This is a genomic window from Vannielia litorea (assembly GCF_018424695.1).
Lineage (GTDB): Bacteria > Pseudomonadota > Alphaproteobacteria > Rhodobacterales > Rhodobacteraceae > Vannielia > Vannielia litorea_A.
Map to the genome: position 1 here is coordinate 1 of NZ_QTNQ01000011.1, position 12,727 is coordinate 12,727.

Sequence of the window (12,727 nt, forward strand, 5' to 3'; positions counted from 1 at the left end):
GGGGCGAAGGGGGCGCTGACCGGCGTCATCACGTAGCGGCCCTTGTAGGCGCGGTCTTCCTCCTCGCCGCCGGAGTGGTAGGCCTTGGCGGTGAAGTCGTGATGCGCCTCGAGGCAGAGGTGCTGTGCCCCGCCGAGGAATTCGGCATCGGGGCCGCGGGCGACGCAGCGCATGCCGGATTTCAGGCTGATGACATCGCCCGCGGCATGGGTGCGAAAATCGGCGCTGCGCTCTTGTGTCGTGCGCAACTGCACCAGCGCCTTGCGGGCCGCGTCGTCCTCTCCTTCCGAGGCTGTGCGGCTGGGCTCACGCGCAGCACCGGGGGTGCCGGTGTCTTCGATGCCGGTCGGGTAGTCGTAGCTTTCGATATCCCCGAAGGCGAACTCGGCGTCGCCCAATTGTTCGACCACCTGCTTGGCGCCCGGCTTCTTGAAGTTGTAATCGGCGAGCTTGACCTTGCCGGTGGTCACGCCCCGGGCCTCACGCCACTCCCAGAAGTGCTCTTCATCCTTGCGGTAGAACTCGCCGATGGGCCGGTATTCGCGGGAAAGGCCGGGGAGCTCGCCCATGCTCTCATGCGCGTCGGTCAGCACCATGCAGTGGTTTCCGGCCTCGTGCTCGAAGTGATAGGAAATGCCGAAGCGCTCCATCATCCGGCAGGCGAAGGCAAAATCGCTCTCGCCGTATTGCACGGTGTATTCCAGCTCGGGATAGGCCTGCGAGAGATCCATCCGGAAGGTGGACGGCCCTGCCGAGGACCAGTCTTTAAGAACCTCATCGAGGATCTCGTTCACCTTCTTCTCGTGGAAGATCCGCTGCTGACGGCGGCGGCCTGCGAGCCAGAGCCACGGGCGCAGCGTGAGCAGGAAGTGATCGCCCTCGAAATCGCCGCGCAGCCACTCGACCTCAGTAACGATCCCGTCGAAGGGCGCGGTGTCCTGTGCTGCCGTGCCGAGCTGAACGGTGGCATGGGTGCCAAGCAGCGCGTCATAATCCAGCCCGTTGCGGCCAAGCACCTGCGCCTTGTATTCGAACAGACCATTGACGCGGTCCGTGCCTTCAAAGCGCTCAAGGAGGAGATGGTCCTTTCCAAGAGCGGTCTCTATCCACCCCAGGTTGTTGTCCTGGGTGTACACGCCATCCATTGCAGAGATCCCCAATCCTTAACCGTTCGCACACTTAGTCGGATGCGCACTGATGCAAATCTAATCCCGTAAATTCATTAGCTTCTAGGTAAACAACAGCTTGAGGCGCTTCAAGGGCAGGTTTATGGCACTTTACGTAACACTCCGCGCGCGTCTATCGTTTCGCTCAACGCCCCGTCGCGCCATGGCCCTTCGCGACTCTTGGTTGTAACCGCACCAACGGAGCGGCAAGGGCTTTCACCCGATTAGAGCACATCCCCAAGCGCCAGATTTCCTGGCCGTCCGCTGGTTGGCAGGCGCCGGACCTGACCCACGCAAGGCGCACCGCGCACCACCGCGTGGAGCGCTGTAGCTCCGCCAAGCCGGGCGGTCCGGGATCGAGGGCAGAGGGCAGAGGGCAGAGGGCAGAGGGCAGAGGGCAGACTAAGGTCAAATGGCTGCCCCGGGGCAAGTGTGGTATCCAGCAGGCAGGCAAGCGCTGGGAGGACGCGATGCTCGACCTGAACCACGTGGATGAAATCGACCGCGTGCTGCGCGGGCTCGACACCGGGCGTGACAGGCTGGTGGCCGACAGCTGGCAGCGCTGCGTCGAAAGCTACGGGCTGGACCCGTCGCGCCCCGACCCGGCCCATATCGTCACCGAGGCGGAGTTTCGCGAACACCGTGAGCAGTCCGAGCGGCTCATCGCCACCGCGCGCTCGGGCCTACAGGCGCTGTTCCGGCAGGTGGCGGGGCAGAACTACGTGCTGCTGCTGGCTGATGCCAAGGGTGTCTGCGTGGATTTCTTCGGCGACCCGCGCTTCGAGGACCAGTTGCGCCAGGCCGGGCTCTACCTTGGCTCGAACTGGACCGAGGATCTGGCGGGCACTTGTGGCGTGGGCTCCTGCATCGTGACCGGCGAGGCAGTGACGATCCACCAGAGCGACCATTTCGGGCTGGCGCACACGCCGCTCTCCTGCACCTCGGCCCCCATCCATGACACAATGGGCGAGCTGGTGGCGGTGCTCGACATTTCGCTGCTGCGCTCGCCCTCGCCGAAATCCTCGCAGAACCTCGCGATGAACCTCGTCACCGCCTCGACGCGGCGGGTCGAGATGGCCAACCTGATGGCAACCACCCGGCGGGACTGGGTGCTGCGCGTGTCCACCAGCCCCGAGTTTCTGGAAGTGGACCCGGAGGCGGCGGTGGCGCTGGATGGATCAGGGCGGATCGTGGGCATGACCTCGGGCGCGCGGCGGGCGCTGGACCCGGAGGGCGAGGGCCGCCTCATCGGCACCCGGATTGACGCTCTCATGGAGCTCACGGTGGACGACCTGCCCGACCTGATGCGCGGCCGCCCGAGCGAGGAGCGGGTGCTGCGCCTGAAAGACGGGCGCGGCATTTTCGGCCATGCCATCGCACCGCAGGCCCCGCTGGGCGGGGCCGCTGTGCGCCGCCGCGATGCCGCCCTGCCCGGCCCGTTGGGCAGCTTTTCCGGCAAGGATCCGGCACTGGAGCGGATGCTGTCGCAGGCCCAGCGGCTGGCAAGAACACAGGTGCCGCTGCTGATTACGGGCGAGACGGGCACCGGCAAGGAAAAGCTCGTGCGCGCAATCCATATGGCGGGTGCAGGCCAACGCGGCTTTTACCTGCTGCGCTGCGCCGGGCAGCCTGACCTTGGCGCGTTGCGAGAGGCGGCGGCGGGCACGCTGTTCTTGCGCGGGGTGGAAGACCTTGCGCGCGAAGCACAGGCGGAGCTGATCGCCCTGCTCGACGCGCGGACCGACCTGCGCGCCATCGCCTCCTGCCGCTGCGCGCCCGCCGACCTGGCGCAGTTGCTGCGCCCCGATCTGTTCCACCGACTGGCGGGCGCGCGGCTGGCCCTGCCCGCTCTGCGGCACCGCGCCGATATGGATTGGCTGATCGACCGGCTGCTGCGCCGCCGCTGCACCGATGACATCCACCTTTCACCCGCAGCGCGGGCGGAGCTGAAGGCGCGCCCCTGGCCGGGCAACATCCGCGAGTTGGAGCAGGTGCTGGAGGTGGCCGTTGCGCTATGCGAGGGCAAGGTGATCGACCTGCCGGACCTTCCCGCGCTTCCCCCCGTCGCCCCTTCAGGCGCTCCGGAAGAAGACCTCGAGGTGCTGCTGGCGGCCTGTGGCTGGAACATGGCGCAGGCGGCGCGACGCCTCGGGGTCAACCGCTCCACCGTGCTGCGGCGGATGCGCAAGGCCGGGCTCGCCGCGCCGCAATAACCGCTGCGCGCCTGTTGCGCGGATGTTGCGCGCGCAACGCCGCAGGCCGCCCTGCCCTCGCTGAAGCCCGTTGAGGCCGGTTTCCCTTTGCGCCACGCCCGCCCGCTTGCCAGCCTTCCGGTCGGAGAGAGGACATCAAACCAAAGGGAGGAGCAGATGCTCGATTCAACCATTGCCGACCAGACCCAGGCCTTTCTGGACGAGTTCGGCGCCGCGCTGGAGCAGGGCGACATTGCCCGCGCGCGCGACATGTTTCAGGACGACTGTTACTGGCGTGACCTCGTGAGCTTCACATGGAACCTCAAGACCGTGGAAGGGAAGGACCAGGTGGAAGACATGCTGAAGCACCAGCTTACCACCACGAAGCCCAGCGGCTGGAAACTGGCGGAGGGCGAGGTGCCCACCGAGGAAGGCGGGGTGACGACCGCCTGGATCACCTTCGAAACCGCCGTTGCGCGCGGCTACGGCCTGCTTCGGCTCAAGGACGGCAGGATCTGGACGCTGCTCACCACCATGGTCGAACTTAAGGGCCACGAAGAGCCCAAGGGCTTCAACCGCCCGCTTGGCGCGAAGCATGGCGCGGCGAAGAACCAGGAAACCTGGAAGGAAGAGCGCGCCCGCGAGGCCGCCGAACTGGGCTACACCGAACAGCCCTATTGCCTGATCATCGGCGGCGGACAGGGCGGCATCGCCATGGGCGCGCGGCTGCGCCAGCTCGGTGTGCCCACCATCATCGTCGAGCGGAACGAGCGCCCCGGCGACAGCTGGCGCAAGCGCTACAAGTCGCTCTGCCTGCATGATCCGGTCTGGTACGACCACCTGCCCTACATCAAGTTCCCCGAGAACTGGCCCGTCTTCGCCCCCAAGGACAAGATCGGCGACTGGCTGGAGATGTACACCAAGGTCATGGAGCTGAACTACTGGACGAAGACCACCGCCAAATCGGCCAGCTTTGACGAGGAGGCGGGCGAGTGGACGGTGGTGGTGGACCGCGACGGCGAAGAGGTGGTGTTGAAACCCAAGCAACTGGTGATGGCCACCGGCATGTCGGGCAAGAAGCGGATGCCGGAGTTTCCGGGCATGGACGTGTTCAAGGGCGTGCAGCAGCACTCCTCCGAGCATGAAGGCCCCGACAGATGGGCGGGCAAGAAGGTTGTTGTGGTCGGCTCCAACAACTCGGCCCACGATATTTGCGCCGCGCTCTGGGAGCATGACGCCGATGTGACGATGGTGCAGCGCTCCTCCACCCATATCGTGCGCTCGGACTCGCTGATGGAGATCGGCCTCGGTGCGCTCTACTCGGAGGAGGCCGTGCAGAACGGGGTAACCACCGAAAAGGCCGACCTGATCTTCGCCTCCCTGCCCTACCGAATCCTGCACGAGTTCCAGATCCCGGCCTATGAGGCGATGAAGGAACGCGACAAGGACTTCTACGAAGGGTTGGAGAAAGCGGGCTTCTGGCTCGACTGGGGCGATGACGGCTCTGGCCTGTTCATGAAGTACCTGCGCCGCGGCTCGGGCTATTACATCGACGTGGGCGCGAGCCAGCTCATCATCGACGGCAAGGTGAAGCTGAAGCGCGGGCAGGTGGAACGGCTGGATGAAACCGGCGTCATCCTTGATGACGGCACCCACCTCGACGCCGACCTGGTGGTCTATGCCACGGGATACAACTCGATGAACGGCTGGGTCGCCGACCTGATGGGCCAGGAGATGGCCGACCGCCTCGGCAAGTGCTGGGGCCTCGGCTCCGACACCACCAAGGATCCTGGCCCGTGGGAGGGCGAGCAGCGCAACATGTGGAAGCCGACGCAGGTGCCCAACCTGTGGATGCACGGCGGGAACCTGCACCAGTCGCGGCACTACTCGCAGTTCCTTTCTCTGCAGATAAAGGCGCGGATGGAGGGCATCTCCACGCCTGTCTATGGCTTGCAGGAGGTGCACCACCTGAGCTGAACCGCAGAGGCGCGCGCCCGGTCCCTCCCGGCCGGGCGCATCGCTCCGCACGCCCCGGGCGCGGCCTCGCCATCGGCCCTCGAAGGGCCGCTCCGCCGCGCTGCGGCACCCGCCGCCTCGCGCGCGGGTGTTTCCAAAACCGCGCCCTGCAGTCTAGATTGACAGCTGACACCACCTGCCAGCGCCCGCAAAGACGGGCGCCGCAGAGTGACAATGTCAAAAGAAGAGACAACAGGGAATTCGACATGCAACGCAAATTCGTAACACCCCGGTCCGGCACATCGCGCCGGGCCTTCCTGGCCGCTGGTGCCGCCCTCACCGGGTTGGCCGCAACCGGGATCGGCACGCGCCCGGCCCGCGCGCAATCCCGCGGCGGCACGATCCGGGTGGCCAAAGGCCATGGCCAAACCAACGACACGCTCGATCCGGGCACGTTCATCAACGGCTTCACCGTGGCCCTCTCCTACGGCATCCACGGCTTTCTCACCGGTGTCGCCACCGACGGGTCGGTTGAGGCCGGTGTGGCCGAAAGCTGGGAGGCCGACGACACCGCCACCGTCTGGCGCTTCAAGATCCGTTCCGGCGTGGAGTTCCACTCCGGCAAGCCGCTGACGGTGGAAGACGTGGTGAACTCGATCAACCACCACCGGGGTGAGGATTCGACCTCTGCCGCCAAGCCCATCGTCGCCGGGATCACCGATATTCGCACCGAGGGTGAGGATGTGGTGGTGTTCGAGCTCGAGTCCGGCAACGCCGACTTCCCCTTCGTCTTCACCGATTATCACCTCGCCATCCTGCCCACGAAGGACGGCGCGCCGGACTGGCAATCGGGCGACGGCTGCGGCCCCTACAAGCTGGTGGAGTTCAACCCCGGTGTCATCGCCCGCTTCGAGCGGCACCAGAACGACTGGAACCAGGATCGCGGCTTCTTCGACGGGGTCGAGATGCTTTCGGTGGTGGACCTGAACGCGCGGACCACGGCGCTGATTTCGGGCGATGTGCACTCGATCGACAAGCTCGACCTCAAGACGGTGGGGCTGCTGGGCCGCCGCCCGGGCATCGAGATCAACTCCATCGCCGGGCCGCAGTATTACACCTTTGCTGCCCACACCAACACCGCGCCCTATGACGACGTGAACGTGCGGATGGCGCTGAAGCACGCGATCAACCGCGAAGAGCTGATCGAGAAGGTGCTCTTCGGCCATGGCACCGTGGGCAATGACCAGCCCATCGGCCCGAGCTACCGCTTCCACAATGCCGATCTGCCGCAAACGCCCTACGACCCGGACAAGGCGAAGTTCTACCTCAAGGAGGCCGGCCTGGACGGGCTGAACGTGACGCTGGCCGCCGCCGACGCCGCCTTTCCCGGCGCCATCGACGCGGCCCAGCTCTACCAGAACTCGGCACAGGCCGCGGGCATCGACCTAACGGTCAACCGCGTGCCCAATGATGGCTACTGGGCCGACATCTGGCTCAAGAACCCGTTCTGCGCCGTCTACTGGGGCGGGCGCCCGACCGAAGACCAGATCTTCTCGACCGCCTATGCAGAGGGTGCGGCCTGGAACGAGACCAAGTGGTCGAACGCGCGCTTCAACGAGCTTCTGGGGCAGGCCCGCGCCGAGCTGGACGAAGACAAGCGGCGGGCGATGTACTACGAGATGCAGGAGCTCGTGGCGACCGATGGCGGCTCGGTCCTGCCGATGTTCGCCAACTTCGTCTTCGCCAACAGCGAAGAGATCGTGCACGGCGACATGGCCTCCAACTACGATGTCGACGGCGAGCGCTGGATGGAGCGTTGGTCCTTCGCCTGATGCAAATCGGTGCGCCGGCCCGTTGTGGCTGGCGCACCAACCCTAGCGCAGCAGGGCCTCTTCGAAGGGAAACTGCGACAGAAGCTCGATGCCGGTCTCGGTTACAAGCACCTGCTGCTCCAGCTTCACCCCCTCCTTGCCGCCTTCCTGGCCGATGAAGCTCTCGACGCAGAGTGTCATGCCCGGAACGATCTCGCCGTCGTAGCCCGCATCGGGAAAATCGCCGCGGTGGTAGAGATACGGATACTCCCCCGTCATTCCGCACCCATGGGCCGAGAGATAGTAGCGGTGCGCGTGGTACTTCTCGGGAATGTCCCATGCGCCCTCGGCGTAGTCGCGAAACGACATGCCGGGGCGCAGGATGCCCATGTTGTGATGCACCTGCTCATGCGCCACGCGATACAACTCGCGCTGGGTAGCCGAGGGGGTTCCAGGGCCGGAAAAGAAGGTGCGGGAAAAGTCCGAGTAATAGCCGTGGCAGCCCACCACATCGGTGTCGAGCGCGATCAGCTCGTTCTCTCCGATCACGTTGGAGGAGGTTTCCTGAAACCAGGGGTTGGTGCGCGCGCCTGCGTTCAGCAGGCGGGTTTCGCAATAGTCCCCGTTCTGGGCGATGACGGATTGATGCAGCACGCTCCAAAGCTCGGCCTCGGTCAGGCCCGGGCGGATCGCCTCGCGCAGCTTGCCCACGCCCACCTCCGTCGCCCGCAGGCTGGCGCGCACGCATTTCATCTCTTCGTCCGACTTAACCGCGCGCGCCATTTCCACCGGTTCCTGCGCATCGACGATGTGCAGCCCCTGCTCGGCCAGCGCAATCGCAACGCCCGCGTTCAGCCGCTCCAGCCCGAGGGTTGCGCCCGGCCCCAGCAGGCTGCCGATGAGGTCGGCCATCTCGGCGGCCCAGGCCCGCTCGCGCGCAGCAATCTGCAGGCCCGCCGCCACGAAGCTTGCGGTGCGGGAGGGGCGCACCTCGTCCACCGTTTCATAGCCCGCGCCAAGGTGCTCGGCCCCTGTGAACTCGAAGAGGATCGAGCGCTCGGCTGTCAGCAGCAGGTAGCGCGCGGGGGCGTTGCGCTGGGAAAATACCTGCATGTTCCGGGTGCCCGTGGCGTAGCGGATGTTCACCGGGTCGGTCAGGATCACCGCGCCGATGCCGCGCGCCGCCATTTCCGCGCGCACGCGCCCAAGGCGATAGAGCCGCACCGCCTTCAGGTCGATCCCCTCGCTCTCGGGTGCGCGGTCCAGCAGGGCGATGTCCGAGAGGTCGGTGCGCTCGGCGTGCCAATCGAAAGTTGCCATCGGTCGTCTCCCCGGTCTCGTCGCCAAGCGCGTCGCACGGCGCGCCGCTCTCGGCGCGCAGGCCAGCGACATGGCCCTGCACCGCACCGACGCCTATGGCATTCACCCCATCCGCGCCACCCTCAACCGCCGCGGCAACGGACCGATCCCACGCCGGTCGCGATTGCGGGAAATGCGTCCGCGCGTGTCGTTTTCTGACTACGCCACCAGCGCCCGGCGCCCCCTTGTGTGGGGCGCCTATTAGGGTGCACGCCCCTGCCCACCGATTCGCGACCAAGGCCTGAAGCCTTCGTGAAACCCTGTGAAATCAATGCAAATCGATTGGCACCGGGGGCAGATGAGCCGCAAGTTGCCCATCCAGCGGGGTTTAAGCGCGCGCAAGTTCGTGCTTTGATGATGAAATGTCGGTTTTGTCCAAAGTCTGGTCAAGAACGGGTACAACATCGAAGATGCAGTAAAGCCCCCGCGAGTGAGGGGCCGCTGCCAACGGGGAGAAATCATGACCAAAAAGAACCAACAGCTGATTGACCGCCTTGCGGATGAGGCGCGCCACGGGCGCATCTCCCGTCGCGGTTTCATGAACACGGCGATCGCCGCCGGCCTCACGGCCACCACCGCCACCGGGCTATGGACCTCCAAGGCCCAGGCCCAGCCCAAGAGCGGCGGTCACTTCCGCTGGGGCCTGCATGACGGCAACACGGGCGACACGCACGATCCGGGCACCTACCTGACCCGGACGATGATCTTCCTCGCCCACACCCATCGCTCCTACCTGACGATGATCAACGGCGACGGCTCTCTTGGCCCGGACCTGGCCGATGAGTGGAGCGCAAGCGAGGACGCCTCGGAGTGGACCTTCGAGATCACGCCCAACGCGGGCTTCCACTTTGCCGGGCGCGCAGTGACGGCCAATGACGTTGTGGCCTCGCTCAACCACCACCGCGGCGACGACTCGACCTCGGCCGCCAAGGCCCTGCTGTCGGATGTCACCGACATCACCGCCGAGAGCGACACCACTGTGAAGGTGACCCTGTCGGGTGGCAACGCGGACTTCCCCTGGCTGATGACCGACTATCACCTCGCGATCTGCCCGGCCAACGACGACGGCACGATTGACTGGCAGTCTGGCGACGGCTCGGGGCCCTACAAGATCGACGATGGCGAAATGGGCGTGGGCTTCACCCTTTCGCGCCATGATGGCTGGCACCGCGAAGGCGCCTATTTCGACTCCGTCGAAATCATCACGCTGAACGACCCCAACGCGCGCCAGACCGCGCTTGTCACCGGCGATGTGGATGCGGTTTCGCTGATCGAGCTGAAAACGATGGCGCTGCTCCAGCGCGATCCCAACATCACGATCCACAACATCCCTTCGGCGGGCGCGATCACCCTGCCGATGTTCTGCGACACCGCACCGTTCGACAACCCGGACGTGCGCAACGCGCTGAAACTGGCGATGAACCGCGACGAGATCATCGAGAAGATCGCCTTCGGCGCGGCCACCAAGGGCAACGACTTCCACCATTCGCCCGCCCAGCCGTTCTGGCCCGAGGACATTCCGCAGCGCGAGTATGACCCGGACCAGGCCAAGAGCCTGCTGGCGAAAGCCGGGGCCGAGGGCCTTACCGTGAGCCTCTCGACCGCCGACAGCGTCTATGCCGGCGCGGTGGACATGGCCGTGCTCTACGCCGAACAGGCGAAGGCCGCGGGCATCAACATCAATGTCGTACGCGAGCCGAACGATGGCTACTACTCGGACGTCTGGCTGAAGAAGCCCTTCTGCCTCGTCTCCTGGGGCGCCCGCCCCACGCCGGACGTGATGTACACGTTGGCCTACAAGGACGACGCGGCCTGGAACGAGAGCCACTGGCAGAACGAGCGCTTCAACGAGCTGCTCCTTCAGGCCAAGGCCGAACTCGACGAGGGCCTGCGCTCGGAGATGTATCGCGAGATGGCGATGCTTGCGAAGGACGACGGCGGCACGATCATCCCGTTCTTCAACAACTTCGTCTACGCCAACCGCGCCAACGTGGGCACCCCCGAGAACCTGGCCGCGAGCTGGGAATGCGACGGGGCCCGTGCCGCCAGCCGCTGGTGGTTCAACAGCTAAGGCCAAGCGCCTTTCGACAGGCCCCGGGGAAACCCGGGGCCTTTTCGCCGCCACGCACCAGGTCGCGGCAAACATCGCATCCGGCCCGCGGGCCCCGCCCGCCACAACAACAAGAACCGGATCAACAAGGGGGACATCATGGGTGACATCCTTCCATTGGTGGCTAAGCGTCTCGGCTTCGGGCTGCTGACGCTTCTCGTCATCTCTGTCATCATCTTCTTCATGGTCGAACTGCTGCCCGGCGACATCGCCCAGGCGGTGCTCGGCCAGGGCGCGACCGAGGAAAACCTCGCCGCACTTCGCGAGCGCATGGGCCTGAACGACCCGGCCATCGTGCGCTACTTCGACTGGCTGAGCGGCGCCGTCGTGGGCAACTTCGGCGAATCCATCGTTACCGGCGAGCGGGTGAGCTCGATCATCACCGAGCGCTTCGTGAACACGCTGTTCCTCGCGGCCTACGCCGCCGTCATCGCCGTGCCCTTCGCGATCCTGCTGGGCATCATCGTGGCCCTGCTGCGCAACACCCTGTTCGACCGGGTGGCCAACGTTCTGACGCTCACCTCGATCTCCAGCCCCGAGTTCTTCCTCGGCTACATCCTGATCCTCTACCTCGCGGTGAAGACAAGCATGTTCCCCGCCATCGCCAGCCTCAGCGGCGATCTCAGCTTCGGCGAACTTCTGCACCGCACCTTCCTGCCGGCGCTCACGCTGGTGCTCGTGGTGACCGCGCACATGATGCGGATGACGCGGGCGGCGATCATCAATCTTCTGGCCTCGCCCTACATCGAGATGGCGCGGCTCAAGGGCACGCCGCCCTGGAAGGTCATCGTGAAGCACGCCCTGCCCAACGCCTGGGCGCCGATCATCAACGTGGTCGCGCTGAACCTGGCCTACCTGATCACCGGCGTTGTGCTGGTCGAGGTGGTCTTCGTCTACCCGGGTATCGGCCAGTCGCTGGTGGACGCGGTGTCGAAGAGGGATTTCCCGGTGGTTCAGGCCTGCTGCCTGATCTTCGCGGCGACCTTCATCCTGCTCAACCTTGCAGCCGACGTTGGTGCGATCCTCACCAACCCGCGTCTGCGGCACCCCAAATAAGGAGGCGGGACCATGGGACTTTTCGTCATTCTCTACTTCGCCTTCCTGATCATCGCCTCGTGTCTCGCGGCCTATTTCGAGAAGCGCGGGCCTTTCATCCTGCTGTTCTCGCTGACGTTGGTGTCCTTCGTTCTGGGCATCGTCGGCGGGGCGGGCGCGCTGAGGTTCGTGGCCATTTCGGCGGCCGTTCTGGCCTTCGCGGCTGGCATCTCTTACGCGTTCAAGGAGTTCCTCATCATCATCGCGCCGAAGAACACCGCCAAGGAGCTGAAGACCGCTCCGCTGACGGCAGCCTTCGGGATGTTCGTGATCTTCACCTACGCCATCGCAGGCATCTTCGCGCCATGGATCGCGCCGCACGGCGAGAGCGAGGTGATCTCCTCGGCCTTTGCGCCTGCGGATGCCAACATGCTGCTTGGGGCCGACCAGCTCGGGCGCGACATGTTCAGCCGCATCATCTACGGCGCGCGCAACACCGTGGGCCTCGCCCTGCTGGCCACCATCGCGGCCTTCGTGATGGGGGCACTGGCCGGCCTTCTCGCCGCCGTCAAGGGCGGCTGGTTCGACCAGTTCATGGGGCGCTTCGCAGATGTCATCATGTCGATCCCCTCGCTGATCTTCGCCCTGCTGATGCTGTCCATCTTCGGGCCGCAGATCGGGGTGATTATCGTCGCCGTGGCGATCATCTACGCGCCCCGCGTCTTCCGCCTCACGCGGGCGGTCGCGGGCAACGTGGTGGTGATGGACTATATCGAGGCCGCCAAGCTGCGCGGCGAGGGGGACTGGTATCTGATCCGCAAGGAGATCCTGCCCAACTCCACCGCACCGCTTGTGGCCGAGTTCGGGCTGGAGTTCTGCTTCGTGTTCCTGCTCGTCGCGGGTCTGTCGTTCCTCGGCCTCGGCATCCAGCCGCCCACCGCGGATTGGGGTTCGATGGTGCGTGAAAACGCCACGCTGATCTCATTCGGCGATATCACTCCGCTCATCCCCGCCGCCGCCATCGCACTGCTCACAGTGGCCGTCAATTTCGTTGTCGACTGGATGCTGTGGCGTTCCTCCGGTCTGAAGGAGATGTAA

Annotated in this window: 8 protein-coding genes; 6 read left to right on the forward strand and 2 right to left on the reverse strand. The window is 65.5% G+C overall.

Translation table 11 applies throughout. The features are described 5' to 3' along the window. Nucleotides 1-1,145, reverse strand: a 1,145-nt coding sequence (locus tag DYI42_RS05925; RefSeq protein WP_213545009.1) for a type VI secretion system Vgr family protein, incomplete at its 3' end; no start/stop codon positions are given. Nucleotides 1,146-1,636: 491 nt separating this feature from the next. Between DYI42_RS05925 and DYI42_RS05930 the strand changes: the two genes are divergently transcribed. The 3 genes from DYI42_RS05930 (at nucleotide 1,637) to DYI42_RS05940 (ending at nucleotide 7,146) form a co-directional block, all read left to right on the forward strand. Further along, nucleotides 1,637-3,379, forward strand: a complete 1,743-nt coding sequence (locus DYI42_RS05930) for a sigma-54-dependent Fis family transcriptional regulator (RefSeq protein ID WP_213545010.1) — start codon at nucleotides 1,637-1,639, stop codon at nucleotides 3,377-3,379. Between the two features lie 156 nt (nucleotides 3,380-3,535). Continuing rightward, on the forward strand, nucleotides 3,536-5,335 hold the full coding sequence (locus DYI42_RS05935; RefSeq protein ID WP_213545011.1) for an NAD(P)/FAD-dependent oxidoreductase: 1,800 nt from the start codon (nucleotides 3,536-3,538) through the stop codon (nucleotides 5,333-5,335). A 245-nt stretch (nucleotides 5,336-5,580) separates the two neighbouring features. Beyond that, on the forward strand, nucleotides 5,581-7,146 hold the full coding sequence (locus DYI42_RS05940; RefSeq protein ID WP_213545012.1) for an ABC transporter substrate-binding protein: 1,566 nt from the start codon (nucleotides 5,581-5,583) through the stop codon (nucleotides 7,144-7,146). Between the two features lie 42 nt (nucleotides 7,147-7,188). Here DYI42_RS05940 and DYI42_RS05945 read toward each other — a convergent pair whose 3' ends face one another. Next, nucleotides 7,189-8,445, reverse strand: a complete 1,257-nt coding sequence (locus DYI42_RS05945; RefSeq protein ID WP_213545013.1) for a M24 family metallopeptidase — start codon at nucleotides 8,443-8,445, stop codon at nucleotides 7,189-7,191. Between the two features lie 499 nt (nucleotides 8,446-8,944). On the opposite strand from DYI42_RS05945, the gene DYI42_RS05950 reads away from it, so the two are divergent. The 3 genes from DYI42_RS05950 to DYI42_RS05960 all read left to right on the forward strand — a co-directional run bounded on the left by DYI42_RS05950 (nucleotide 8,945) and on the right by DYI42_RS05960 (nucleotide 12,727). Continuing rightward, nucleotides 8,945-10,555: an ABC transporter substrate-binding protein gene (locus tag DYI42_RS05950; protein ID WP_213545014.1), complete on the forward strand. Its 1,611-nt coding sequence runs from the start codon at nucleotides 8,945-8,947 to the stop codon at nucleotides 10,553-10,555. A gap of 138 nt (nucleotides 10,556-10,693) precedes the next feature. After that, complete coding sequence (locus DYI42_RS05955; protein ID WP_213545015.1) at nucleotides 10,694-11,650, forward strand: ABC transporter permease; 957 nt, start codon at nucleotides 10,694-10,696, stop codon at nucleotides 11,648-11,650. Between the two features lie 12 nt (nucleotides 11,651-11,662). Further along, entirely contained in the window at nucleotides 11,663-12,727 is a 1,065-nt protein-coding gene (locus DYI42_RS05960; protein ID WP_213545016.1) for an ABC transporter permease, read from the forward strand.